This is a genomic window from Gordonia rubripertincta (genome assembly GCF_038024875.1).
Lineage (GTDB): Bacteria > Actinomycetota > Actinomycetes > Mycobacteriales > Mycobacteriaceae > Gordonia > Gordonia rubripertincta.
In genome coordinates this window covers 4,371,505-4,396,998 of the sequence record NZ_CP136136.1, presented here as the reverse complement: position 1 = coordinate 4,396,998, position 25,494 = coordinate 4,371,505, and the positions used below count along the sequence as shown (strand labels likewise).

General features: G+C 69.1%; 21 protein-coding genes. 10 read left to right on the top strand and 11 right to left on the bottom strand.

The annotated features are described in order from the left end of the window. Nucleotides 1-60: 60 nt before the first annotated feature. Both pfkB and RVF83_RS19940 read right to left on the bottom strand, forming a co-directional pair. Nucleotides 61-1,020 (bottom strand): 1-phosphofructokinase, encoded by a 960-nt coding sequence (pfkB, locus tag RVF83_RS19945; protein ID WP_005197361.1) that lies wholly within the window; start codon nt 1,018-1,020, stop codon nt 61-63. Beyond that, nucleotides 1,017-1,787, bottom strand: a complete 771-nt coding sequence (locus tag RVF83_RS19940; protein ID WP_005197359.1) for a DeoR/GlpR family DNA-binding transcription regulator — start codon at nt 1,785-1,787, stop codon at nt 1,017-1,019. Before RVF83_RS19940 ends, pfkB begins: the two co-directional genes overlap by 4 nt. A 149-nt stretch (nt 1,788-1,936) precedes the next feature. Here RVF83_RS19940 and RVF83_RS19935 point away from each other — a divergent pair, with 149 nt between their 5' ends. Continuing rightward, nucleotides 1,937-3,637: a phosphoenolpyruvate--protein phosphotransferase gene (locus RVF83_RS19935; RefSeq protein ID WP_005197357.1), complete on the top strand. Its 1,701-nt coding sequence runs from the start codon at nt 1,937-1,939 to the stop codon at nt 3,635-3,637. On the opposite strand, the gene lexA is transcribed toward RVF83_RS19935, so the two are convergent. Further along, nucleotides 3,615-4,322, bottom strand: coding sequence for a transcriptional repressor LexA (gene lexA / locus RVF83_RS19930; RefSeq protein ID WP_005197355.1), 708 nt, complete (start codon nt 4,320-4,322; stop codon nt 3,615-3,617). The genes RVF83_RS19935 and lexA overlap by 23 nt on opposite strands. A gap of 239 nt (nt 4,323-4,561) precedes the next feature. Here lexA and RVF83_RS19925 point away from each other — a divergent pair, with 239 nt between their 5' ends. After that, nucleotides 4,562-5,098, top strand: a complete 537-nt coding sequence (locus tag RVF83_RS19925; protein ID WP_005197353.1) for a LysM peptidoglycan-binding domain-containing protein — start codon at nt 4,562-4,564, stop codon at nt 5,096-5,098. Between the two features lie 99 nt (nt 5,099-5,197). Next, nucleotides 5,198-5,665, top strand: a complete 468-nt coding sequence (gene nrdR, locus RVF83_RS19920) for a transcriptional regulator NrdR (protein ID WP_035754175.1) — start codon at nt 5,198-5,200, stop codon at nt 5,663-5,665. Here the strand turns inward: nrdR and hrpA are convergent. Then, nucleotides 5,639-9,625: an ATP-dependent RNA helicase HrpA gene (hrpA, locus tag RVF83_RS19915; protein WP_005197345.1), complete on the bottom strand. Its 3,987-nt coding sequence runs from the start codon at nt 9,623-9,625 to the stop codon at nt 5,639-5,641. The genes nrdR and hrpA overlap by 27 nt on opposite strands. Before the next feature lie 22 nt (nt 9,626-9,647). On the opposite strand from hrpA, the gene RVF83_RS19910 reads away from it, so the two are divergent. Continuing rightward, a complete protein-coding gene (locus tag RVF83_RS19910) occupies nt 9,648-10,925 on the top strand; it encodes an aspartate aminotransferase family protein (protein WP_005197339.1) in 1,278 nt (425 codons plus the stop codon). Between the two features lie 75 nt (nt 10,926-11,000). Here the strand turns inward: RVF83_RS19910 and RVF83_RS19905 are convergent, their stop codons facing one another. Further along, nucleotides 11,001-11,534, bottom strand: coding sequence for an alkyl hydroperoxide reductase (locus tag RVF83_RS19905; RefSeq protein WP_005197338.1), 534 nt, complete (start codon nt 11,532-11,534; stop codon nt 11,001-11,003). Between the two features lie 14 nt (nt 11,535-11,548). Continuing rightward, the gene (locus tag RVF83_RS19900; protein ID WP_005197337.1) at nt 11,549-12,136 is read right to left on the bottom strand and encodes a peroxiredoxin; all 588 of its coding nucleotides are present in this window, start codon (nt 12,134-12,136) and stop codon (nt 11,549-11,551) included. 127 nt (nt 12,137-12,263) lie between these two features. Here RVF83_RS19900 and RVF83_RS19895 point away from each other — a divergent pair, with 127 nt between their 5' ends. Continuing rightward, nucleotides 12,264-13,196 carry a hydrogen peroxide-inducible genes activator gene (locus RVF83_RS19895; RefSeq protein ID WP_005197336.1) on the top strand — a complete coding sequence of 311 codons (933 nt, stop codon included), beginning with the start codon at nt 12,264-12,266 and terminating at the stop codon, nt 13,194-13,196. 4 nt (nt 13,197-13,200) lie between these two features. On the opposite strand, the gene RVF83_RS19890 is transcribed toward RVF83_RS19895, so the two are convergent. Beyond that, complete coding sequence (locus tag RVF83_RS19890) at nt 13,201-15,282, bottom strand: DEAD/DEAH box helicase (RefSeq protein ID WP_005197334.1); 2,082 nt, start codon at nt 15,280-15,282, stop codon at nt 13,201-13,203. A 20-nt stretch (nt 15,283-15,302) separates the two neighbouring features. Then, complete coding sequence (locus RVF83_RS19885) at nt 15,303-16,280, bottom strand: proteasome assembly chaperone family protein (RefSeq protein WP_005197333.1); 978 nt, start codon at nt 16,278-16,280, stop codon at nt 15,303-15,305. Between the two features lie 254 nt (nt 16,281-16,534). On the opposite strand from RVF83_RS19885, the gene RVF83_RS19880 reads away from it, so the two are divergent. Together RVF83_RS19880 and RVF83_RS19875 are read left to right on the top strand one after the other, a co-directional pair. After that, on the top strand, nt 16,535-17,200 hold the full coding sequence (locus tag RVF83_RS19880; protein ID WP_005197324.1) for a hypothetical protein: 666 nt from the start codon (nt 16,535-16,537) through the stop codon (nt 17,198-17,200). A 91-nt stretch (nt 17,201-17,291) separates the two neighbouring features. After that, nucleotides 17,292-18,386: a DUF4192 domain-containing protein gene (locus RVF83_RS19875; protein WP_005197312.1), complete on the top strand. Its 1,095-nt coding sequence runs from the start codon at nt 17,292-17,294 to the stop codon at nt 18,384-18,386. 36 nt (nt 18,387-18,422) lie between these two features. Here the strand turns inward: RVF83_RS19875 and RVF83_RS19870 are convergent, their stop codons facing one another. Then, nucleotides 18,423-19,133, bottom strand: a complete 711-nt coding sequence (locus RVF83_RS19870) for a metal-dependent transcriptional regulator (RefSeq protein WP_005197304.1) — start codon at nt 19,131-19,133, stop codon at nt 18,423-18,425. Between the two features lie 161 nt (nt 19,134-19,294). Here RVF83_RS19870 and RVF83_RS19865 point away from each other — a divergent pair, with 161 nt between their 5' ends. After that, nucleotides 19,295-20,551 carry an acetoin utilization protein AcuC gene (locus tag RVF83_RS19865; RefSeq protein WP_005197302.1) on the top strand — a complete coding sequence of 419 codons (1,257 nt, stop codon included), beginning with the start codon at nt 19,295-19,297 and terminating at the stop codon, nt 20,549-20,551. Continuing rightward, the gene (locus RVF83_RS19860; RefSeq protein WP_005197299.1) at nt 20,544-23,402 is read left to right on the top strand and encodes a bifunctional GNAT family N-acetyltransferase/acetate--CoA ligase family protein; all 2,859 of its coding nucleotides are present in this window, start codon (nt 20,544-20,546) and stop codon (nt 23,400-23,402) included. Before RVF83_RS19865 ends, RVF83_RS19860 begins: the two co-directional genes overlap by 8 nt. Nucleotides 23,403-23,445: 43 nt before the next feature. On the opposite strand, the gene RVF83_RS19855 is transcribed toward RVF83_RS19860, so the two are convergent. Both RVF83_RS19855 and RVF83_RS19850 read right to left on the bottom strand, forming a co-directional pair. Beyond that, nucleotides 23,446-24,384 (bottom strand): sigma-70 family RNA polymerase sigma factor, encoded by a 939-nt coding sequence (locus RVF83_RS19855; protein WP_174310882.1) that lies wholly within the window; start codon nt 24,382-24,384, stop codon nt 23,446-23,448. 285 nt (nt 24,385-24,669) lie between these two features. After that, nucleotides 24,670-25,107, bottom strand: a complete 438-nt coding sequence (locus RVF83_RS19850; RefSeq protein WP_005197295.1) for a DUF3099 domain-containing protein — start codon at nt 25,105-25,107, stop codon at nt 24,670-24,672. Between the two features lie 111 nt (nt 25,108-25,218). Between RVF83_RS19850 and RVF83_RS19845 the strand changes: the two genes are divergently transcribed. Continuing rightward, nucleotides 25,219-25,491, top strand: coding sequence for a DUF3039 domain-containing protein (locus RVF83_RS19845; protein ID WP_005197294.1), 273 nt, complete (start codon nt 25,219-25,221; stop codon nt 25,489-25,491). Nucleotides 25,492-25,494 lie beyond the last annotated feature (3 nt).

Here is a 25,494-nt window from a genome sequence, read left to right as displayed (position 1 = left end):
TTAGGCAGTGGAGGGTTGGTGTGGGGTGGGTACTGGTGCGGGGGTGCGATCGGGGTCATCTCATCGGCCGGCCCCGGAGAGTTCCGTGACCGTGACCCCGGACAGGTCGAGGTGCTCCGGGGTGGGGGAGGCGGTGCCGGCCAGCGCCGCAGCCGCTGCTCCGTAGGCGACGGCCGATCGGAGGCACGCCGGAGCCGAGGCACCGCGCGTCTGGGCGATGAGAAAACCGGCCAGGGACGAGTCGCCGGCCCCGACGGTGCTGCGCGGGACGATCGGTGGTGGGGTCGCGCACCAGGTGCCCGCCGGGGTCACGAGGACGGCGCCCCGTGCACCGAGGGTGGCCAGGACACTACCGCCGATCTGTTCCACGAGGACCCGCGACGCGGCAACGACGGGCCGGAGGTCGTTGCGGGACAGGGAATCACGTAGCTCGGCGGCGTCGGCGCCGGTGAGTTCGGCGAGTTCGTCCTCGTTGGGTTTGACGAGGTCGACACGTCCGCCTGCCACGGCGCGCAACGGCGCCCCCGAGGTGTCCACGGCTACCCGGCATCCGGCGGTGACGAGCGCGTCGGCGATACTCCGGTACCAGTCGTCCGGCACACCGGGCGGAAGCGATCCGCACAGCGTGACCCAGTCCGCGCCGTTCGCGTGGGTGCGGATCAGAGCGGACAGGGACTCGAGCTGAGCCGCGGTCAGGGCCACGCCCGGGGCGTTGACCTTGGTGGTGGTGCCGTCGGATTCGGCGATGGTGATGTTGGAGCGGACCTCGCCGTCGACGGGGACGGCGTCGTAGGGGAGTGCGAGGTCGTCGAGAGCGGCGAGCAGGGGGTCGCCGGCGCGAGCGGGCAGGAGGGCCAGGGTCGAGAGGCCGGCGGCGGCAACGGTGCGGGCGACGTTGACGCCCTTGCCGCCCGGTTCGGCGCGGACGACGCCGGCCCGCTGGACTTCGCCGCGTCGCAGCGGCGTGGCGAGTTCGAGGGTCCGGTCGACGCTCGGATTTGCGGTGACGGTGAGGATCACGCGATCACGACCTCGACGCCGCGGGCGGACAATGCGGCGGAGAACCGCGGATCGATGCCGGAGTCCGTGATGAGGACATCGATGTCGTCGATGCCGGCGAATCCGGATAGTTCCTCGCGCTCCATCTTCGAACTGTCGGCGAGGACGACCACGCGTCGTGCCGCGGCGACCATCGCTGCCTTCACCGCCGCCTCGTCGGGATCGGGGGTGGACAGTCCGTGTGCCTCGCTCAGTCCGTTGGTGCCGATGAACGCGGTCGTCACGCGGAGACGTCCCAGGGCGGCGACGGTCTCGGCGCCGACCGTCGCCTGGGTGAGCCCGCGGACGCGACCGCCGAGGGCGTGGAGACCGTCGGCGTGGTGTCCGGCGAGCAGCCCGGCGATCGGGAGGCTGTTGGTGATCACCGTGAGGCCGCGGTCGCGCGGCATGGCCTCGGCGGCCCGGAAGGTGGTGGTACCTGCGTCGAACAGAACCGATCCGCCGTCCGGCGGGAGGAAGCGGAGAGCGGCACGGCCGATGGCCGCCTTCTCCTCGGTCTGTTCCGTCTCGCGTTCGGCGATGCCGAGTTCGCCGATCACGCGCAGGACCTCGGGGCGGACGGCACCGCCGTGGACGCGCTGCAGGAGCCCGCCGCGTTCGAGGACCGCGAGGTCGCGGCGGACGGTCTCACTGGTCACGTCGAATTTCGCGGCGAGCTCGGCGACCGAGGCGCGCCCTGCGACGCGAACCTCCTCGGCGATGGCCTGCTGTCTCTCCTCGGCGTACACACCGGCTCCGTTCTGATCGTTCCCGCGGCTTGTTCCCGAGGCCCTGGTCGGGCCGGCGAATGTGGGAACATGTGGCTTTGCGTGTTGTAGTTACTGTGTTTACGCCTGTTTGTGTTGACAAGTCAAGAAGAATTTGTAACCGTGGTCACATGACGCAGATTCTGACGGGGACGCCGGTCGTCGGTGGTGTGGCTCTCGGGCCCGCACTCTGGCCGGGCCGCCGACCCGACCACTCCGCAGAGGCGCTGGGCGCAGGCATCGAGATCGCCGAAGACCTCCGCGCCGACGAGGCCGAACGGTTCACCGCCGCCGCGGCGGCGGTCGCCGCGCGCCTGCGTGAACGTGCATCGCAGAACACCGGCGTCGCCGCCGAGGTACTCGCCGCCACCGCCGGGCTCGCCGAGGACCGCGGGTGGATCGGTGCCGCCTCGGGACTCATCGCCAAGGGGGCCTCGGCGCCGTCGGCCGCTGTCGCCGCCACCGAACAGTTCGCCGCCGTGTTCACCAAGCTCGGTGGACTCATGGCCGAGCGCGTCACCGACCTCAACGATGTCCGCGACCGCGTCCTCGCCGAACTGTTGGGCCTGCCCGAACCCGGCGTGCCCACGCCGGACGTGCCCTCGGTCCTCCTCGCCGACGACCTCGCGCCCGCCGACACCGCGGGTCTCGATCCCGCCACCACCATCGCACTGGTCACCCGCTTGGGCGGGCCGACCAGCCACACCGCGATCATCGCCCGGCAGCTCGGCATCCCGTGTGTCGTCGCGGTCCCCGATCTCGCCGGGATCAGTTCGGGCACAGTGATACTCGTGGACGGAACGACCGGTGAGATCGTCGTGGAACCCGACGACGCCACAGCCCGCGCCCGTGTCGACGAGCACACGCGTCAGGCGGCCCTGGTCGCCGGCTGGTCGGGTCCGGGCCGCACCGCCGACGGCGTGGAGGTGGCGATCCTGGCCAACGTCGCCGACGGGTCGTCGGCCCGCGCGGCCACCGACCATCCGGTGGAGGGCGTCGGACTGTTCCGCACCGAACTGGCCTTCCTCGAACGGGCCGACGAACCGTCGGTGGAGGAGCAGGCGGACATCTACCGCGAGGTGCTCGACGCGTTCGGTGGCCGCAAGGTCGTCATCCGCACCCTCGACGCCGGCTCGGACAAGCCGCTGCGCTTCGTCAACCAGCCCGAGGAGCCCAATCCGGCGCTGGGCGTACGGGGCGACCGGATCGCCTTGGCGCACCCCGAGATCCGCGCCCACCAGCTCGACGCGATCGCGCGCGCCGCCGACGGCTCCGAGACGAGCCCCTGGGTCATGGCACCGATGATCGCGTCACCGTCCGAGGCGGCCGCTTTCGCCGCACAGGTGCGCGAACGGGGGCTGACCGCCGGGGTGATGATCGAGGTCCCCGCCGCCGCGATCCTCGCACCCGCGATCCTGGCCGAGGTCGACTTCGTCTCGATCGGCACCAACGACCTCACGCAGTACACGATGGCCGCCGACCGGATGTCGGCCGATCTCGCTTCGCTGACCGATCCGTGGCAGCCGGCCGTCCTGCATCTCATCGCGACGGTTGCGCGGGCCGGACGGGATCAGGGGAAACCGGTCGGCGTGTGCGGCGAGGCCGCGGCGGACCCGATCCTCGCCTGTGTACTGGTCGGGCTCGGGGTGACCTCGTTGTCGAGTGCTCCGGTGGCGGCCGCTGCGGTCGGCGCCCGGCTCGCCGGTGTGTCGCGCGCGACCTGCGAAAACGCGGCCGCAGCCGCGCTCGCCACCGCCGATCCGGCTGCGGCTCGCGCGGCGGCCGCCGCGGTTCTCGAGAACGAAGAGGTCAGATCCGCCGCATCACGGTGACGACCTTGCCGAGGATGACGGCCTCGTCGCCCGGGATCGGGTCGAACAGCTCGTTGTGCGGCATCAGCCAGACATGACCCTTCTGGCGCTTGAAGGTCTTCACCGTGGCCTCGCCGTCGATCATCGCGGCCACGATGTCACCGTTGTCGGCCACGTTCTGCTGGCGGACCACCACCCAGTCGCCGTCGCAGATCGCGGCGTCGATCATCGACTCGCCGACGACCTTCAGCAGGAACAACGAGCCCTCGCCGACCAGCTCGCGGGGGAGCGGGAACACGTCCTCGACTGCTTCTTCCGCGAGGATCGGGCCGCCGGCGGCGATCCGGCCGAGGACCGGCACGAAGGTGGGCTCGGGTAGCGCACCACCGGTCGGCGAGGTGGGCGTCGGCGGCTCACTCGGCGCGATGTTGACCGCGCGCGGACGATTCGCGTCGCGCTTGAGCAGGCCCTTGCGTTCGAGGGTCCGTAGCTGATGGGCGACGGAGGAGGTCGAGGTGAGACCCACCTCGTCGCCGATCTCGCGGATGCTGGGCGGGTAACCGCGTTCGCGCACGGATTTGCGGATCACCTCGAGAACTCCGCGCTGCCGCGGCGTCAGCGAGGCCTCGGCCGCCGCCATGTCTGCCGGGGTGACGGGCTCGTCGGCGCCCCGCGCTCCGGTGCGCTTACCGCCGTCATCGCTCATGATCGGGCTTCCTCTCGATTTCCGAACGTGCTGGTAGATCGCTTGTCTGCCGACGACCCTAGCCCAGAATGCCGGCCGCATCAAACATTTGTTCGACGTGTCGCGAGACAATTGTCGGAGTGCCGTGCTACAAATCGAACATCAGTTCATCGAACAGGTGATCGACACTCGAACAGTTCGAACGCCGACGACGCAGTCGGACGCCCGGACGGAGTTCGACCGGAAACACGGAGGGCACCATGCGCACCGCCACTCTCATCGACCCCGTCCGCTCCACCGATCCGGCCCGCGGTGACGTCCTGGAACGTCCGCGCCCGATGCGCCGCGGCGATGGCCGCCGCCCCGTCGACGGCCGTCCGGTGCCGGAGTCGGCGGTCCGGGTCCGTCGGGTCGCCTCCACCCAGTGCGCCTCGCCGGTCGGTATGCGCGGCCGTGCACCGGTCGTGCCGGTGTCGCGCCCCGCGCAGCCCGCACCCTCGGCCGTCATCCGGCGGCGGCGACGCACGGCGACGGCCATCCTCGCCGGCGTCGGACTCGCGCTGGCCGTGTGGGTCATCGCGGTCGTCGGGCAGAACTACGCCGCAACGGTCACACCGTCCTCGGTCGGCACCGAGGTCGTGCACGTGCGCTCGGGCGACTCGCTGAGCACCATCGCGTCGCGCGTGGCTCCGGAGATGCCGCGTGAGGCAGTCGTCGACGAGATCATCCAGCTGAACGACCTCCCGTCGAGCGGCCTGCGCGTCGGCCAGCCGCTCCTCGCCCCCCGGTACCACTGAGCGCGGGCGGTATCCTCGATGTCACAGGGACCGGCCGACTACCGGCCTGGCATGCGGCCCGGCTGCATCAGAGTGTCCCGTGACCTGCGTGAGGATACGATGCGCTGCCCCTTCTGCAAGAACGACGACACCAAGGTCATCGACTCGCGTGTCGCTGATGAGGGGCAGGCCATCCGGCGCCGCCGCTCCTGCGTGGAGTGTGGGCGACGCTTCTCGACCGTGGAGAGCGCTGTGCTCGCGGTGGTCAAACGCAACGGCGTGACCGAACCGTTCAGTCGCGAGAAGGTGATGAGGGGAGTCCGGCGCGCATGCCAGGGACGCCACGTCGCCGAGGACGCACTGGCCCAGCTGGCCCAGCAGGTCGAGGACACGGTACGTGCCAGCGGGTCGGCCGAGATCCCCAGCAACGAGGTCGGACTCGCGATCCTCAAACCGCTGCGCGACCTCGACGAGGTCGCATACCTGCGTTTCGCGTCGGTGTACCGCTCGTTCGACTCGGTCGAGGACTTCCAGCGCGAGATCGACGACCTCCGAGCCGCCTCAGCCGAGTCGGTCAAGAGTTCGTAGAACCCGCTTCTCCGACACCGGGTAGGCGGTGCCGAGCCGCTCGGCGAACAATCCCACCCGCAGCTCCTCGACGAGCCACTGTGCCTCGTCGTTGACGGCCGCCTTCCGGTGCTCGGGAACCTGAGTCAGTCTCTGCGCCCACCGCTCGGTCACCCGGTCGACGACGGCGACTCCCGCCTGATCCCGGGCCGCGGAGGCCGGCAGTGCCGTCAGCCGGGCTTCGGCCGCCGCGAGATAACGCGGCACGTTCTCCAGATGTCGCCGGGCGGTGGCGGCGACGAATCCGTCGAAGACGAGATTTTCCAGCTGTTCGGCGACGTCGTCGGCCGCGAGCGAACCGGCGTGACGGTCGATCGCGGCGCGTACCGGCGCCACCCAACCAAAGGATTCGACCGCGAGCGAGAAGTATTCCGGCGCCGCTTCGGAGATCCGCGGCCGCAACTTCTCCGTAAGCGCGCTGAATGCCTCGGGTGAACGCACCGCGGACAGAGTTGCGGCGTCGAGGCCCGCGACGACATCGCGGATGGCACGGCGTGTGCAGTCGGCCAGCAACGCATCGAGGTCCGAGTAGGGGCTCTGACTCAACGCGAGTCGGCCCGCCGCCCCCAGCGAGCCGGCGACGCGTCGGTGCAGGGGTGGGATCGCGAGGTCGAGCAGTGCGACGATCCCTCTCTCCGCCAATCGATCACGGGTCTGCTCCGACGCGGCGTCGATCACGACCACCCCGCGGGTCCGCCCGGCCTCGTCGGTGATCGCGTCGATGGTCGGGTAGCGGGTGAGTCGTTGACCGGCGATGTCGACTGTCCGTTGTGCGGCGAGGGTCCCGATTCCGTCGTCGGTCCAGGTGCGATACAAGGTGCGCTTCACCGTCTTCGTGGCGGCAGGGGTGCCCGCACGCTGGAGCTCGGCGATGGAATCGGCCCGCGCGGTGATGTTCCCGGCGTCATCGACCACGGCGAAATGCATCTTGAGGTGGGCCGGAATCCGGTCGACGTCGAAATCGGCTGCGGTGACCGTCATCTGAGTGATCGTGGAGAGTTCGCGCGCGAGTCCGACCGTGAGTGGCTCGCTGCGCGGCGTCAGACGGGCCAGGGCCAACTCGGCGAAACGCTGTGCCGGGGACATGGACTTGCGCAGCCGTTTGGGCAGCGACTTCACCAGTGCCGTGGCCAGTTCCGTCCGCATGCCGGGCACCGACCAGTCGAATCCCGCCGAGCGCACGTGGGGGAGCAGTGCGCGCGGGATGATCACGGTGACACCGTCATCGGGTGCACCGGGTTCGAACCGGTAGCGGAGTTCGAGTCGGGTGTCGCCCTGTTGCCAGGCACCCGGGTAGTCGGTGGGCGCGGCCTCGGTGCTCGCCGCCACGTCCTCGGGCTTGAGGTCGAGCAGAGCCTCGTCGGAGCGTCGGGCCTTCTTCCACCACGTGTCGAAGTGCCGAGCGGAGGTGACCTCGGTTCCGACGCGCTTGGCGTAGAACTCGAACAGCTGATCCTCGGTGATCACCAGTCCACGTGTGCGCATGCGGTTCTCGACGTCGGAGGCGGCGTCGAGCAGGGCGCGGTTGCGTTCGAAGAACGGGTGCTGCGTACGCCAGTCGCCCTCGACGAGGGCATGGCGGATGAACAGTTCGCGGGAGACGACCGGGTCGATCGGCCCGTAGTCGACGCGACGACGCGCGACGAGGGTCACGCCGTACAGCGTGACCCGTTCGTAGGCCATCGCGGCACCGCGCTTCGACGACCAGTGCGGCTCGCTGTGCGTGCGCTTGACCAGATCGCCGGCGAGCTTCTCCGCCCACAGCGGATCGATCCCGGCGACGGTGTGTGCGAACAGTCGCGAGGTCTCGAGGACCTCCGCGGCCATGATGAACGGCGGCGGCTTCTTGGCGAGCGGCGACGCCGGGAAGATCATCAGCGTCGTGTTTCGCGCCCCGGTGAACTCGCGGCCCTCGGTGTTGCGCGCGGCGATGTTCGACAGCAGGCCCGAGAGGATCGCGCGGTGGACCGCGTCGGCGTCGACCTCGGGGAGGTCGGAACCGGCCGGGTTCACCGGCCAGTCGAGATCCTTGACGATCTCGGTGAGCTGCCGGTGCAGGTCCCGCCACTCCCGGATGCGCAGGAAGTGCAGGAACTCCCGTTCGCACATCCGCCGGAACCTGCTGCCGGACAACTCCTTGCGCTGTTCCTCGAGGTAGCGCCACAGCTCGACATAGGACAGGAAGTCCGACTGCGGCACGACGAAGCGACGGTGGGAGGCATCCGCGGCCTCGCGGTGTTCGGCGGGACGTTCGCGGGGATCGGGGAGGGACATCGCGGAGGCGATGACGAGCAGGTGGTCGAGGCAGCCGAGCTCGCGGCCGGCGATCAGCATCCGCGCGACCCGCGGATCGACGGGGATGCGGGACATCGAGCGCCCGACGGGGGTGAGGCGCGGCGGGCCGCCCTCCCGGCTCACGGTGATCGCGCCGAGCTCGGTCAGCACGCCCATGCCGTCGCGGATCGCGCGCTCGTCGGGTGGCTGGACGAACGGGAAGTCCGCGATCTCACCGAGTTTCAGTGAGGTCATCTGGAGGATGACGGCGGCGAGGTTGGTGCGCAGGATCTCCGGATCGGTGAACGCGGGGCGGGCGTCGAAGTCGTTCTCGCTGTAGAGCCGGATGCACACACCGGGGGCGACGCGACCGCATCGGCCGGCGCGCTGTCGGGCGCTGGCCTGCGAAACGGGTTCGATGGGAAGCCGATTGACCTTGGTGCGGGTCGAGTACCGGCTGATGCGGGCCGTGCCGGTGTCGATGACGTAGCGGATGCCGGGAACGGTGACCGAGGTCTCGGCGACGTTGGTGGCCAGCACGATCCGGTGACCGTTCGACGGGGCGAAGACCTTCTGCTGGTCGGCGATCGAAAGCCGCGCGAACAGCGGGACGATCTCCGCACCGCCGTTGCGTCCCGTTCCCGTGCGCCGCTTCAACGCATCCGCGGTCTCGCGGATGTCGCGCTCGGTGGGTAGGAACACCAGGATGTCGCCGCGGCCACCGGCCCACAGCTCGTCGATCGCGGCGTCGATGCCCTGGATCTGGTCGAGGTCGGCGTGCTCGCCGCCACCGGTGTCGTCGCCGCTGTCCGGGCGCTCCTGCAGACTCAGCGGCCGGTACCGGATCTCCACGGGGTAGGTACGACCGGACACCTCGATGACCGGAACCGACGTCTCCGGCGTGCTGAAATGCCGTGCGAAACGGGCGGGTTCGATCGTCGCCGAGGTGATGATCACCTTCAGATCCGGTCGTTGCGACAGCAGTCGACGCAGATAGCCGAGGATGAAGTCGATGTTGAGGCTGCGCTCGTGGGCCTCGTCGATGATGAGGGTGTCGTAGCGGCGCAGCATCGGATCGGTGGCGATCTCGCGGAGCAGGATTCCGTCGGTCATCACGCGAATCAGGGTGTCGGCGCCCGAGCGGTCGGTGAACCGGACCGAATAGCCGACCGCGTCACCGAGTTCGGTGTCGGTCTCATCGGCGATGCGTTTGGCCACCGAGCTCGCCGCGATTCGACGCGGCTGGGTGTGCCCGATCGTGCCGCGGATGCCGCGGCCGAGTTCGAGACAGATCTTCGGCAGCTGCGTGGTCTTACCGGAACCGGTCTCGCCGGCGACCACCACGACCTGGTGGTCCCGGATCGCGTCGGCGATCTCCTCGCGGGCGGCCGAGACGGGGAGTTCGTCGGGGAAGCGCAGCGCCGGCACGGTGGCCCGTCGACGGTCGACGCGGCGTCGCGCCTTCTCGACATCGGCGACGAGTTGTTCCCATTTCCGTGGGTCGGGGGTGCGGCCGAGTCTGTCGACGCGGCGACGCAGACGGTGGGCGTCGAGGATCGCGACCTCGTCGAGCGAACGGAGCAGTTCGGGACGGGAGATGCCGGGCTGAGGATCTCGCGGGGCTGGATCTGGGGACTCGACCGACATGATGACTCCAGGATATGGGTCGATGCGGGGAGCACTCACCTCGCCCGGCATCATGGGGGGCATGTCTGAAAATTCTGGTGCTCTGTGGCACGGCTTCGCCGACATGGGTGCGGTGACCGCGAGTGGCCCCTTCGTCGTGACCAAGGGCGAGGGGACCCGTATCTGGGACCGCGACGGCAAGGAATACATCGACGCGACCGCCGGTCTCTGGTTCACCAACGTGGGCCACGGCCGCACCGAGATCGCCGACGCGGTCTCGCGCCAGCTCGGCACCATCGCGCACTACTCCAACTTCGGTGACATCGCGAGCGACGTCACGCTGCAGCTCGCCGACGAGCTGGCGGCCATCGCACCGGTGCCCGGGTCGAAGATCTTCTTCACCTCGGGCGGCAGCGACTCGATCGACACCGCGGTCAAGCTGGCCCGTCGCTACTGGGTCGAGCAGGGCAAACCCGCCAAGCGCGTCGTCGTCAGCCGCACCAAGGCCTACCACGGCATGCACGCCGCGGGTACGTCGCTGGCGGGCATCCCGCTCAACCACGACGGCTACGGCGAGCTCATGCACGACGTGCAGAACGTCGACTGGGACGACGCGAAGAGCCTGCTCGGTCTCGTCGAGCGGGTCGGCGCGGAGAACATCGCCGCCTTTTTCTGCGAGCCGATCATCGGCGCCGGTGGCATCTACCTGCCGCCGGACGGATACCTCGACGAGGTCCGCGCGATCTGCCGCGACCACGACATCCTGTTCGTCGTCGACGAGGTCGTCACCGGCTTCGGCCGTATCGCCGGCGACTCGTGGTTCGCCTCGGCGCGCTTCGACCTGCAGCCGGACATGATCACCACCGCCAAGGGCCTCACCTCCGGCTACGTGCCGATGGGTGCGGTGTTCATCGCCCCGCGCGTCGCCGAGCCGTTCTTCGCCGGCGGCGTCTGGTGGCGTCACGGCTACACCTACGGCGGTCACGCGGCAGCCGCGGCGGCCGCCCTGGCCAACCTGGAGATCATCCGCCGGGAGAATCTTCTCGCCGAGGCATCACGCCTCGAGGGCGACCTGGCGACGGCGCTGGCCCCGCTGGCCGACCTCGACGCGGTCGCCGAGGTGCGCACCGGCCTCGGTGCCGTCACCGCGGTCCAGCTCGCCGACCCGGCCACCGCCCCGGCCGCGGTCCTGAAGCTGCGCGAGCACGGTGTCAGCACCCGTGCCGCTGGCCAGGGCGCGCTGCAGATCTCGCCCTCGTTCGTCATGACGACCGACGAGGTCGGCGAGATGGCCGACCGCATCCGTGCCGCTCTGAGCTGACGAGCCGAACACTGTCGAACACGACGAAGCCCGGCTGCCGAGAGGCAGCCGGGTTTCGTCATATGTGTTGCGCGATCAGGCGTTCGCGAGCACCTCGGTGGTGGCGATGGCCTGGGCAACGCCGGTCACGATCGAGGCGACCTTGAGGGCCTCGAAGATGGCCTCGCGCTCGACGCCGGCCTCACGCAGGGTGTTCTCGTGGGCGGCGACGCAGTGGCCACAGCCGTTGATCGAGGACACGGCGAACGACCACAGCTCGAACGCGGCCTTGTCGACACCGGGGTTGCCGATGATGTTCATCCGCAGGCCGGGACGCAGGTCGTCGTACTTGCCGTCGAGGAAACCGCGACCGCGATAGAACACGTTGTTCATGCCCATGATCGACGCGGCGCCGAGTGCGGCGTTGTAGGCCTCGGCCGACAGGATGTCAGCGGCCTCGTCGGCGATCTCGGAGAGCACCTTGGCACTCTTGGTGGCGGCTGCGGTCGACAGCAGGGTCCCCCACAGCTGCTCCTCGTTCAGCGCGGTGGTGCGGCTGATCGAACCGAGGTTGAGCTTGAGGTCCTTCGCGTACTCCGGAAGGGCTTCCTTGAGATTGTCGATGCTCATCGTGATCTCCTTCTCTAGACGCCCGAGGTCATGAGCTCGCCGGCGTTGATCGTCGGGTCGCCCTTCTTCCAGTTGCAGGCGCACAGCTCGTCGGACTGCAGGGCGTCGAGGACGCGCAGCACCTCGTCGACGTTGCGGCCAACGGAGCCTGCGGTGACCGAGACGAACTGGATCTCGTTGTTCGGGTCGATGATGAAGGTGGCGCGGTCGGCGACCCCATCGGCGTTGAGAACGCCAGCGGCGGTGGCCAGCTCGCGCTTCAGGTCGCTCATCATCGGGAACGGCAGGGTCTTCAGGTCCTCGTGCTGTGCACGCCACTGGAAGTGGACGAACTCGTTGTCGACCGAGGCGCCGAGCACCTGGGTGTCACGATCGGCGAACTCGTCGTTCAGCTTGCCAAAGGCGGCGATCTCCGTCGGGCACACGAAGGTGAAGTCCTTCGGCCAGAAGAAGACGACGCGCCACTGACCGGGGTGGTCGTCGGAGGTGACGGTGGTGAAGTAGTCGTCGGGCTGCTGGGCGTTGACCTTGCTGAGGTCGCCACCGATCACGGCGGTGAGGTTGTAGGCGGGGAACTGGTCACCGATGGTGAGCAGGGCCATGTATCGCTCCTTCAGCTGAGGGGGATGTACCGAAATTGCGCGCGAAAGACTTTCGCGACGTACGAGTACTATCGTGCCGGAAAATCGGCAAAAGCGAAACGTGATTAGTAGCACTACACTGATAACCATGCCCGATAAAACTTATCAGCCCACCATCGCCGGTCTGCGCGCGTTCGTGGCACTTGCCCAGCGCAGGCATTTCGGGTCCGCCGCGGCGGACCTGGGAGTGAGCCAGCCGTCGCTGTCGCAGGCCCTGTCGGCGCTGGAGACCGGTCTCGGCGTCACGCTCGTCGAGCGGACGACGCGTCGGGTCCTGCTGACCCAGGACGGCGAGGAACTGCTGCAGCGAGCGATGGCGGCAGTGGATGCCGTCGACGAGTTCACCGCCGCGGCCGCGGGTGCCGGCCAGCCGCTGCACGGTGCGATCCGGCTCGGGGTCATCCCGACGGTCGCGCCGTACGTGCTGCCCGCGGTGCTGCGCGGACTCGCCGAGCAGCTGCCGGACCTGCGACCCCGCGTCGTCGAGGAACAGACCGGGCGGCTCGTCGAACAGCTGCGGGGCGGCACCCTCGACGTGGCACTCCTGGCACTGCCGCTCGACGTGCCCGGGATCGCCGAAGTTCCGCTCTACCGTGAGGATTTCGTCCTCGCTCTGCCGGCCGGGCACGCTCTCGCCGGCAAGCGGCGGGTGGACCCGAGCGCACTGGCCGACCTGCCGCTGCTGCTCCTCGACGAGGGTCACTGCCTGCGGGATCAGGCGCTGGAGGTGTGCGCGCTCGCCGGGGTCCGGCCCGACCTGGGGCAGACGCGCGCGGCGTCGCTGACGACGGCCGTGCACTGCGTCGTCGGTGGGCTCGGGGTGACCCTGATCCCGCAGACCGCAGTCGCCTCGGAGACGGCGTCGGGGGACCTGGCGATCGCCACGTTCGCTTCGCCGCGGCCGGGCCGTCAGATCGGGGTCGTCTTCCGCCGCTCCGCGCGTCACGACGAGGCGTATCGGCAGCTCGCGGCTCTCATCTCGGAGATCGTCGCCGACACCGGCGCGGTGACGCCGGTGTGAGGGCTCAGACCTCCGCCGCCTGGGCGGCGAGTGCCTCCCACTCGTCGACGAGGCTCGAGTCGACCTCGCGGACCATGGTGCCGAGATCGGCCACGATCTGTTCGATCTCCGGCGTCACCGCACTGGTCGGAACGCCTTGGCGCAGAACCCGATAGCAGTCGGACAGGTACCGCAGCACCACACCCTCGCTGCGGGCGAGACCGTAGGCGGAGATCAGCTCGGTGAAGGTCATCGCCTTCTCCAGCATCTCGCGGAGCACCGACTTCGGGTTGGGCGGGAACGACGCCACCCAGGGGTGGCCGCGCCGGTAGATCTCGAAGGCGCCGAAGATCTCCTCGAAGAGCGGCTGCGGCCAGGTGATGTCCTCGAGCCGCGTCATCCGTTCCTCGTACTCGATGCCGTCGGCCTTCATCTCGGCGATCGCCGCATCCCGGGCGACCTTGCGCTGGGCGAGCAGCAACGGCCGCGGGTTCTCCAGCGTCGACTCGAGAATCGAGATGACATCGAGGGCGTAGGTGGACGATTCGGGGTCGAGGATCTCGAAGGTGGCCATCGCGAACGCCGACAGCGGGTTGGTCAGCGCGAAGTTCTCCGGCATGTCCACGCTGAGGGCGATGTGCCGGCCGGTCTCGTCGGGCTCGTCGAGCTGTACGACGATCCCGGCGTCGCGCAGGCCGCGGTAGAGCTCGATGGTGTGTTTGATGTGGCGTAACTGCCGATCGCGCGGTTCGTGGTTGTCCTCGAGCAGGTGCCGGATGGCGGCGAAACAGTCTCCGGGACGGCCGAGCACCTCGAGCAGCATCGCGGTGGTCATCTGGAAATGCGACCGCAGCGGCTCGTCGGGCGCGTCGATCAGTTGGGTGAAGGTCTTCTCGCCCCACGACACGAAACCCTCGGGAGGCTTGCGACGCACGAGTTTTCGCAGCTTCTTCGGATCGTCGCCGGCCTTGGCGACGGCTCGGGCGTTCTCCACGTCGTGCTCGGGCGCCTGGGCGACCACGTAGCCGACGGTGTCGAACCCGGCCCGGCCGGCGCGACCTGCGATCTGGTGGAACTCACGCGCCCGCAGGCGACGGACGCGGCGGCCGTCGTACTTGCTCAACCCGGCGAACAGCACCGTGCGGATCGGCACGTTGATGCCCACGCCGAGGGTGTCGGTGCCGGCGATCACCTTCAGGAGTCCTTGCTGCGCAAGGCGTTCGACGAGGCGACGATAGCGGGGGAGCATCCCGGCGTGGTGGACGCCGATGCCCGAACGCAGCAGCTTCGACAGGGTGTTGCCGAAGCCGGTGGAGAAGCGGAAGTCGCCGATCGCCTCGGCGATCGCGGCCTTCTCCTCCTTGTCGCAGATCTTCACGCTCAGCAGTGCCTGGGCTCGTTCGACGGCGGCGGCCTGGGTGAAGTGCACGACGTAGATCGGTGCGCGACCACGGTCGACGAGGTCGGCGATCGTCTCGTGGATCGGGGTCATCGAGTAGTCGTGGACAAGGGGCACGGGCCGCTGGGCGCCGGTGACCTCGACCGTGTCCCGGCCGGTGCGGCGCGCGAGGTCGTCGACGAAGAACGAGACGTCGCCGAGGGTCGCCGACATCAGCAGGAACTGTGTGGAGGGCAGTTCGATGAGCGGGACCTGCCATGCCCAGCCGCGGTCGGGTTCGCCGTAGTAGTGGAACTCGTCGGCCACCAGCGTGCCGATGTCGCTGCCGCCGCCGGCCGCGAGGGCGAGGTTCGCCACGATCTCGGCGGTGGCGCAGACGATCGGGGCATCCGGGTTGACCGACGCGTCACCGGTCAGCAGGCCGACCTGATCGGCGCCGAACATCCCGCACAGCTCGAAGAACTTCTCGCTGACGAGGGCCTTGATCGGCGCGGTGTAGAAGGCCCGCTCGCCCCGGCAGCGCGCGAAATACAGTGCGCCGGCGGCCACGAGCGACTTCCCCGAACCGGTCGGGGTCGCCAGGATGACGTGGCTGCCGGCGAGCAGCTCGAGCAGTGCCTCTTCCTGGTGTTCGTACAGGTCGAGGCCGCGCCCGCTCCACCACTGTGTGTAGGTGTCGAGTGCCTGGTCCTCGTCGTCGACGGGCACCAGGGCCGTCGGGCTCGCGGTCAGATCGACGATTGCGGTCCCTCGTCTCCGGGCTCGTCGTCCTTCGACTGCTCGGCCACCTGCTCGGCCAGGAACCGCTCGAGTTCGGCGCCCAGTTCGTCGCCGCTGGGCAGCGACTCCTCGGCGGCCAGCAACGACGCGCGCTCCTCGGCGGCCTGGGTGAAGGTGTCGTACTGGGTCTCCAGCGCGGCGACGACCGACTCGATCTCGGAGTTGCCCTCGACCTCGGTGTCGACCTGGGCACGCACCTTCTCCGCGGCGCTCTCGAGCGCGGCGAGCGGCAGGTCGAGACCGGCCAGCTCGGCGACCGCGGACAGGAGCCGCGCGGAGGCCGCCGGGTAGTTCGTCTGCGCCAGGTAGTGCGGCACGTGGACCGACAGGCCGGAGGCCCGGTAGTCGTGCTCACCCATCCGCAGTTCGAGCAGCATCGAGGCGCTCGCGGGCAGCTTCATCGCCGAACCCCAGCGGGGGAGGTCGCCGAGGGCGTCGGGGTCGCTGCCGTGCGCGGTGATCGACGGCGGACGCGTGTGCGGCACGGCCATCGGGATCGCGTTGAGTCCGATCACATCGGTGACGCCCAGCCGGTCGGACAGGCGGCGCACCGCGTCGACGAACTGCTCCCACCGCAGATCGGGTTCGGCGCCGGCCAGCAGCAGGAAACCCTTGCCCGAGTTGTCGCGGATCGCGTGCAGGGTCAGCGCCGGCATCTCGACCTCGGTGAAGGTCTCACCGCTGAACGAGATCGTCGGGCGGCGGGAGCGGTAGTCCATCAGCTCGTCGGACGAGAACGTCGCGACCAGTTCCGACTCCAGGCTGTCCCGGAGGTGGGCGGCCGCGAGGGCGACAGCGTGGCCCGCGTCGGCGAACCCCTCCAGGGCATGGATCAGAACCGGACCCGTGCCGTCGGCGCGGGTGACCTGCGGAGCGGGAAAGGCGAGTTCGTACAGCGCGTCGTTCCGCGCAGGTTGCTCGTCCACGTCATCCCTCCTTGTACGTGGCGGCCGTGGCACAGCACGGCCGGATTCTCGTCATATGTCTCATTGTCTCGCACCTCCGGTCGCGGTTGAGCACCGGCGTCCGGCGGGACACCGAATATGCAACGACAACGTCGCGCCAGGGATTCCCTCCTCGGGTGTGTCACCCGCGTGCGCTGACGACGGCGGTGGCACAGTAGATCGCTGTGACCCCGGCAACCTCTGCACCCCGAACGTCCTCCGGACGCCGCCCTCCTGTGCTCGTGCTGGCCGCTGCCTGCGCTGTTCTCGCCGGCGGTGTCCTCTCGGCGTGTTCGATCGTGGGAGACGCCGAGCCGGCGAATCCCGACCTCTCGTCCAGGTCGGTGGCGGCGTCGGACTTCCCGGGCGGTCCGGCGAGCCCGATCCCACCCCAGGCGGTGGGCAGCGCCCTGGCCGACGTGACCGGTGGTCCGGCGCCGGGGCAGGGGGAGAACACCGAGGTCTCTCCACCCGAGTGCGCACCCGCCCCGGTCTCTGCCGACGGCGCCGTCGCCCTCCTCGGTCCGGGCACCGCGGAACGCTCGACCCTGACCACCGTCGTCGCCCACGTCGACACCCCGCTCGCCGAGGTCGTGCAGCGCGCCGAGAAGTGCCCGGAACTGACGACGACCACGTTCGGCGCGTCGTCGACGGTCACCACCGAGGTTCCGCCCGCCCCGCCCGCACGTGACGGCGTCGACACGGCGACAATCCGCCGCACCATCGTCACCGGCGGTGGCACAGCACCCGTCACCACCAGCTCGCTCGCCCTGATCGGCGAGCGTGACGGGGTGCGCGTGTACGCCGAATATCGTTGGCCCGCAGCAGGTCCGGTGCCCGCGGAGGATTCGGCGGCGCTCGACGAGCTGTTCACCAAGGCGGTGTCCGCCGCCTTCGGCTGACACGATCACGTCCTGTGGACGGGCTGCGGCAGTTGTCCACAGGTCATCCCGCGCACCGTCGAGATGGCGTTCCGCGGCCGATGCTTCGTGCATGTCCGCCTTCGCGTCCTCCCGACCCGTCCGTGACCCCATCGACCCGACGACACTTCTGACAGCGATCCCGGCGTTGCTCGGCTTCATTCCGGAGCGTTCGATCATCGTGGTCGCCTTCGCGCCCGACCGGGGGATCTCGGCCACCATGCGCCACGACCTCGCCCTCGGCGACACCGGCGAACCGACCTCCGAGCTGTCGACCGTGCTCGCGGGACTCGGGGCGATCACCCACTCCTACGGCGCCGACGAGGTGGTGGCGGTCATCGCCGACGACCGCTACCCGGCCGACGATCCCCGGTATCGACGGGTACTCGCGATCGCCGACCGCCACTTCGACGCGATCGGGGGTGTCGCCGCCGGATTCGTTCTGTCCGCCTTCGATCCCGGTGCGGCATGGTCGGTGATCTGGTGTCCCGACGGGCAGGCGTGGTCGGTCGACGTGCTCGACGACCGCGAGGGCGTCCTCGACGATCCGCAGACCTGCCCGACCGCCATCGCCGAGGCGGTGAAGTCCGGGCGACGTATCCTGCCGCGCCGGTCGGAGATGCGGGCCATGCTCGAACCCGTTCCCGGCGAATGCAGCACCGCACGACCCTGCCCGGACTGCGACGACCGCGGCGTCGTGCCGCTCGGACACGCGATGTCCGACGCGCACCTGCTGGATCTCACGATCGGATCGGTCGCACACGGCGGGGGACCGCTGGACTGCGCAGAGGTCGCCGTGCTGGAACAGGCCGTCCGACGCCCCCCGGTCCGCGACGCCGTCCTCGCGCTCGCCGTCACCGACCTACGCGAAGACGCCGAATCCGTCTGGCGGGAACTCACCCGGCGCCTCACCGGACCCGGGCGGGCCGGAGCCGCCACCCTTCTGGCGCACCTGCACTACATCGGTGGAGAAGGGGCATACGCCGGGGTCGCCCTCGACGTCGCCCTCGAATCCGACCCCGATGCGAAGCTGGCCGGCCTCCTCGACACCGCCCTGCGGGCCGGCGTCCGGCCGACGATGCTGTGGGAGATGATCGACGGCTCCTACGGAACCGCCCGCGAACTCGGGGTGCAGATGCCAGAGATCACCCGGCGGGCCGCCGGGTGATCTCGGGAACGCTTCCTGTGTCAGTCTCTTGCTGCGTCAGACTTTTGCTGCGTCAGACTTCTCGACGACCTTCTCGACGAAAACCGAATGCGCCATGTCGGCGGAGAGCTCCAGGCCCTCGTGTCCGGGTGTGTTGATCGTGATGGTGCCGGCGACGTTGGTCACCGTCACGCGGGCGTTCGGGACCACACCGGCCTCCCGCAGATGCGAGATGAGACCCACATCGGACTGTGCGTGCTCGGACAGTCGCCGCACGATGACCGCCACGGTGTCGCCCGCGGGCAGATCAGCGATCCGGGTCGCACCGTCGTCGGTCGAGGGAACCTCGACGCCGAGCAGATCAAGGCCCGGGATCGGGTTGCCGTACGGCGAGGTCGTCGGGTACTCGAGCACGGCGAGCAGACGGCGCTCCACGTTCTCGCTCATCACGTGTTCCCAGCGGCAGGCCTCCTCGTGGACCTGATCCCAGGGCATGCCGATGACGTCGACCAGGAGCCGCTCGGCCAGGCGGTGCTTGCGCATGACCGCGACGGCCAGCGAACGGCCGCGCTCGGTCAGTTCGAGATGGCGGTCGCCGGCGACGCGCAGGAGTCCGTCGCGCTCCATCCGGGCGACGGTCTGAGAGACGGTCGGGCCGCTTTGGTCCAGGCGCTCGGCGATACGCGCCCGCAGCGGCACGATTCCCTCTTCTTCGAGGTCGTAGATCGTCCGCAGATACATCTCGGTGGTGTCAACCAGATCGTTCACTGTGCCCAATCCCTTTCGTCCCCGCCAAGATTACCCTGTTCGCCCACGGTGACAGCCCTCTCACGCACCCGCGGACCCTGACGACGACCCCGACCGTACCCACATGTGGTCGAACCGACATCGTGCACCCGCCCGCGAGCTGAACCACTAGCCTGAACCCTGTGACCGACACTTCCACGACGGCCGTCATCTGGAGCGAGGACTTCCTGTCCTACCGGTGGGCCCACACCCACCCGATGAATCCCGTGAGGCTCGCGCTCACGATGACCCTCGCCCAGAGCCTCGGGGTGCTCGACGACGTCGAGACCGTGCCCCCGCAGGCCATCGACGACGACGCCCTCACCGTGGTGCACACCCGGGACTACATCGACGCCGTCCGTGCCGTGGGTTCCGGAACCGCATCGCTGTCGGGACCGCTGCTCGAGCGACTGTTCGGACTGGGCGACGCCGACAACCCCGTGTTCGCCGGGATGCACGAGGCCGCTCGCCTCCTCGTCGGCGGGACGCTGGCCGCCGCGCAGACCGTCGCGTCCGGTGCCGCGACCCGCGCGGTCAACATCGGCGGCGGCATGCACCACGCGATGAAGGCCCGGGCCGCCGGGTTCTGCATCTACAACGACTGCGCGATCGCCATCCGATACCTGTTGGACAAGGGCTTCGACCGGATCGCCTACATCGACGTCGACGCCCACCACGGCGACGGCGTCCAGGTGGAGTTCGCGGCGGATCCGCGCGTGATGACGGTCTCGCTGCACCAGCATCCCGCGACGCTGTGGCCGGGGACGGGCTGGCCGACCGAGGTCGGCGACGGCGACGCGCAGGGGAGTGCGGTCAACCTCGCGCTGATGCCCAACACCGAGGATCGCCTGTGGCTGCGGGCTTTCCACGCCGTCGTGCCGTCGCTCATCGCTGAGTTCAAACCACAGATCATCGTCAGCCAGTGCGGCGCCGACAGTCATCGCGCCGATCCCCTCACCGACCTGTCGCTCACCGTCGAGGGGCAGCGCGCGGCAATGATCGCGATGCGTGATCTTGCCGACAAGTACTGCGAGGGACGGTGGATCGCGGTCGGCGGCGGTGGCTACGGCGTCGTCAACGTGGTGCCCCGCAGTTGGACGCACCTGCTCGGCGTGGCCCTCGACCGGGAGATCGACCCCACCACGACGATCGACGAATCCTGGTGCGCCACAGCCGAACAGATCTCCACCCAGGTGCACTCCGACTACGCGCGGCCGCCGGTCGGGGTGATGGGCGACGGCGGCGACGTGGAGTATCAGCCGTGGGACGGCGATGCGGGGCAGGAGCCCTTCGAGGGGGTGAGTGCAACAGCACAGCGACAGACCGATCGCGCGATCCTCGCGACCCGCCGCGCGGTGTACCCTCTGCACGGTCTCGACCCGGAGGATCCCCGTGACTGATCAGGACGTGTCGTCCAACCCAGAGCAAACCCAGACTGCGGCGGAAACCCAGACTGCGCCGGAGACACTGGCCGATCAGCCCGAGCCCCGTAGTGCCTGGGACTATCCGCGGCACTGGATCGCCGACGTGCTCGCCTCCGACGGTGGGGTGGTCCACCTGCGGCCGATCGTCCCCGACGACGCCGAGCGGATCGTCGCCTTCCATTCCAAGCTCTCCGAACGCACCCGCTACATGCGGTATTTCGGCCCGACGCCCACGCTGCCGCCGCGCGAGGTGGCACGGATGACAACCGTCGACCATCAGCAGCGCGTCGCGATCGTCGCCGTGCTCGGTGGCGAGATCATCGCCGTCGGCATCTACGAGGGACTCGCCTTCGACGGCAAGCCGGAATCGGCCGAGGTGGCCTTCGTCGTCGCCGACGAACACCAGGGACGCGGTCTCGGACCGATCCTGCTCGAACACCTCGCCGGCGCCGCGGCCGAGAACGGTTTCACCCGTTTCGAGGCCGAGGTGCTCAGCGAGAACCCGAACATGGTCGCCGTGTTCCGCGACGCCGGTTACCAGCTCGCACGGAGCTTCGACGGCTCGACGGTGCACGTGGAGTTCCTGATCGACCCGACCGAGGCGCTGCTGTCGGTGCGCAACGCCCGCGAGAACGCGTCCGAGGCCCGCAGCGTCGCGAACCTGCTGCGCCCCACCTCGGTCGCGGTGATCGGTGCGTCGACCGACCCGAACAAGGTCGGAAACGCGTTGCTCGCCAACATCATCGCCGGTGGGTTCACCGGGCCGGTGTTCCCGGTGAACGGGCCCGCCCGCGTCGACGAGGAGCCCGACCGCCCGGGTTCTGAGCGTGTCGGCCGCCCGGCGACCCCGAACCGGCGGCGCACCCGCGAACGGCCGCCGTCGGTCCGCGGCATCCGCGCCTACGAGACGGTCCGCGACATCCCGGACCCGGTCGACCTCGCCGTGGTCGCGGTCCCGGCGTCCCGGGTCGACGACGTCCTCGACGACTGCCTCGTGAAGGGTGTGCGGACGCTCGTCGTCGTGTCGTCCGGATTCGGTGACTCCGGCGAGGAGGAGGGTCTGGAGAACGAGCGTCGCCTCGTCGCGCAGGTCCGGGAACACGGTATGCGTCTCGTCGGCCCGAACGCGCTGGGTGTGGCCAACAACGACGCCGGAATCGCGCTCAACGCCACACTCGCACCGCGCATCCCGGCGGCCGGCCGGGTGGGGTTCTTCTGTCAGTCCGGTGCACTGGGCATCGCGATCCTCGACACCGCGGCACGGCGGCAGATCGGATTGTCGACGTTCGTCTCCGCCGGCAATCGTGCCGACGTCTCCGGCAACGACCTCCTGCAGTACTGGGACAGCGACGCCTCGACCGACGTGATCCTGCTCTATCTCGAGAGCTTCGGTAACCCGCGCAAGTTCTCCCGCATCTCGCGGCGGGTGTCGCGGGCCAAGCCGATCGTCGCGGTGAAGTCGGGCGCCGGCGCGATGAGCCCGGTCCGCGCCGCCCGGTCGACGGCCAACTTCGACGACCAGATCGCACGCATGATGCTCGAACAGGCCGGTGTCATCCAGGTCGACACGATCCCCGAACTCTTCGACTGCGCGGCATTGTTCGCCTATCAACCGCTTCCGCGCGGACCGCGCGTGCGGATCATCGGCAACTCGTCGGTGTTGGGGAGCCTCGCCGCCGACCACGCGCGCAACGGCGGCCTGGAAGTGGTCGACAACATCGATCTCGGCGCGGGCGCGTCGGAGGAACTGTTCGAGGATGCCGTGTCCGCGGCGATGACCGACACCGGTGTCGACGCGATCATCGTCGTCTTCGTCCCGCCGGTGGCCGTGGACGCCGACTGGCACGCCCGCGCGCTCATGGCGGCGGCGAACACGCCCGGCGCGGACGGTGACAAGCCGATCGTCACGACGTTCCTCGCGGTCGACGGCATCCCGCCGGGTCTCACGAAGCCCGGTCCTAACGGTCTGCCCGAACGCGGGTCCATCCCGTCGTACGCCAGCCCGGAACGCGCCGCCGCATCACTGGCGCGCGCCTGGCAGTACGCCAAGTGGAAGATGCGTCCGGAGTCGGTGGTCCATCGGGCCGAGGGCACCGACCCCGAGGCGGCCCGCATGTACGTGCGCGAGGCGATGGCCTCCGACGGGCAGTCGTCGGATCGTCTCCTCGGCCAGGTGGACTCGGCGAAACTGCTGCGCTGGTACGGCATCTCGGTCGTCCCGTTCCGTGAGGTCAGGACGATGCACGAGGCGTCGGCGGCGGCTCGCGAGCTCGGTTTCCCGGTCGCCGTGAAGGCCACCTCGCCCAAATGGCGGGGACGCCTGGATCGTGAGGGCGCCCGGCTGGACCTGCCCGACGCGACCGCGGTCGTGAACGCGTTCGCCGAGCTGAGCGAACTGACCGGCGACCACGTCCTGCACGTGCAGAAGATGGCCCCGAAGGGTGTCGGCACGGTCATCCGCGTCCGCGACGACCAGTCCTTCGGTTCGGTGATCTCTTTCGGACTGTCGGGGCGGACCTTCGACCTGCTCGGCGACCACGGCTACCGGGCGATCCCGCTCACCGAGTTCGACGCCCGTGAGCTGATCGACGAACCGCGTTCGGCGCCGCTCCTCTCCGGCTATCGGGGTGAGGAACCGGCCGACAAGGAGGCGCTCGTCGACCTGCTGCTGCGGATCTCCACCCTCGTCGACGACATCCCCGAGGTGCGTGAGGTGCTCTGCGACCCGATCCTGGTGTCGGTCGACGGCGCGTCGGTGCTCAATGCCCAGATACGCGTCGGCCCGGTGCCCGACAGGCGGGACACCGGACCGAGACGATTGAGCTAAGGGGATTGAGCTAAGGGACGGTGGAGCCGGGAGACCGGGAGCGTCAGCTGGCGTAGGCGCGCAGGCGCTCGGCACGATCGCCGGCGCGGAGCTTGCCCATGACCTCGCGTTCGATCTGACGCACGCGCTCTCGCGACAGTCCGAACATGCGGCCGATCTGATCGAGGGTGCGCGGTTGGCCGTCGTCGAGGCCGTAGCGCATCCGGATGACCTGCTGCTCGCGCTCGTCGAGGGTCGCAAGGACGGCCCGGATGTCGGAGTGCAGCAGACCGGCGATGACGGCGTTCTCGGCCGAGGTGGCCTCGGCGTCTTCGATGAAGTCGCCCAGCGGTGCCTCCTCGTCGCTGCCGACCGGCATGTCGAGGCTCACCGGGTCGCGGCTGTGGTCGAGCAGATCGGCGATCTTCTCGGCCGGGATACCGGACTCGTTGGCGAGTTCCTCGTCTGTTGCCTCGCGGCCGAGCTGCTGGTGGAGCTCGCGCTTGATACGGGCGAGTTTGTTCACCTGCTCGACGAGGTGGACGGGGAGCCGGATCGTGCGGCTCTGATCGGCCATACCGCGGGTGATGGCCTGACGAATCCACCACGTGGCGTACGTCGAGAACTTGAAGCCCTTGGCGTAGTCGAACTTCTCCATGGCGCGGATCAGACCCAGGTTGCCCTCCTGGATGAGATCCAGGAGCGGCATGCCGCGGCCGGTGTAGCGCTTGGCCAGCGAGACGACGAGACGGAGATTCGCCTCGAGCAGATGGGCGCGTGCTGCCTCACCCTCGCGGACGATGGTCGCCAGGTCACGCTTCTTGGTGGCCGAGAGGCGCTTCTTGGTAGCCAGGACGTGCTTGGCGTAGAGGCCGGCCTCGATCTGCTTGGCGAGTTCGACCTCCTGCTCTGCGTTGAGGAGAGCGGTGCGTCCGATCCCGTTGAGGTAGACGCGGACGAGGTCCGCGGCGGGCGACTGGGCATCGAGATCCTGCTCCGTCATCGCCGGGCGGGTGCCCGGGGCAGCGGGATCGGCGAAACCTGTGGTCGGGGTCGAACGTGCAACTGTCGAGCGTGACATGCGGCCTCCTGACTTGAATGCGTTCACTGGGTCCAACGTCCATGTGATGGCGATAGTTCCCGAAAGTGATTCGGCGCAAACCCAAAGGAGGCTTGGTGACCTGCGAAGACTTTCGCCGGTTCGCAGGAGCGGCTGAGAAGTTGCTGAGATGTCGAACGCGGGGGAACCCACTGCGGCGGCGACGGTGGTCGTCGGGTCGACGGTGGCTCAGTCGTCGGGGTCCACGACATGCCCGTCGACGGTGCGATGGGGCAGCTGCTGTTCGGTCCGCGAGAGGGCGGGTGGCCCGATGAGGTGATGATCGGCGCCGTACTTGTAGTGGGGGACCTCGCCGCGCTTGCGGGGCGGGCGGTCGTTGGCGATGAGCACGGCCATCCATGGCAGCGGGATGGAGATGGCGACGATGGCCAGGGCGAGGAGTCCGGAGCCGGTGATCGAGTAGGCGATGCCGGCGACGATCAGCGCGGGGACGCGGAACGCCATCATGATCAGGTACTTGCGGACCCGGGCCTTTTGTTGTGCCTCGAGTGAGTCCTGGGCGTCGGTGATCAGGAAGGTCTCGGCGGGCACGGCCGGGTGATCCGACCTGCCGAATCGTCTCGACTCCTCGTGGGGGTCGTGCGGCTCGCGGCCGGTCGCGCCCATGAAATCCCTTTGTTCGAACACCCTCTCCACTGTCCCACTTTCGGTTGCTCATTGCACTGACGGATTCCGGGCGCGTGTGCTTGCGGTTCCCCGGTGACGCACAATAGAGCAATGGCAACTGAAACCATCGAACGCCCCGATCTCGACGAGTGGACCGACACCGAGACCGACGAGAGGTCCGACGCCGACGCCACCGACAGCAGTGACGACGACCGGCCCAAGTTCTTTCACTACGTCAAGAAGGACAAGATCGCGGAGAGCGCCGTGATGGGCAGCCACGTGGTCGCGCTCTGCGGCGAGACCTTCCCGGTGACCCGTGCGGCCAAGCCGGGTTCGCCGGTGTGCCCCAAGTGCAAGAAGATCTACGCCAAGCTGCGCAAGTAGCGA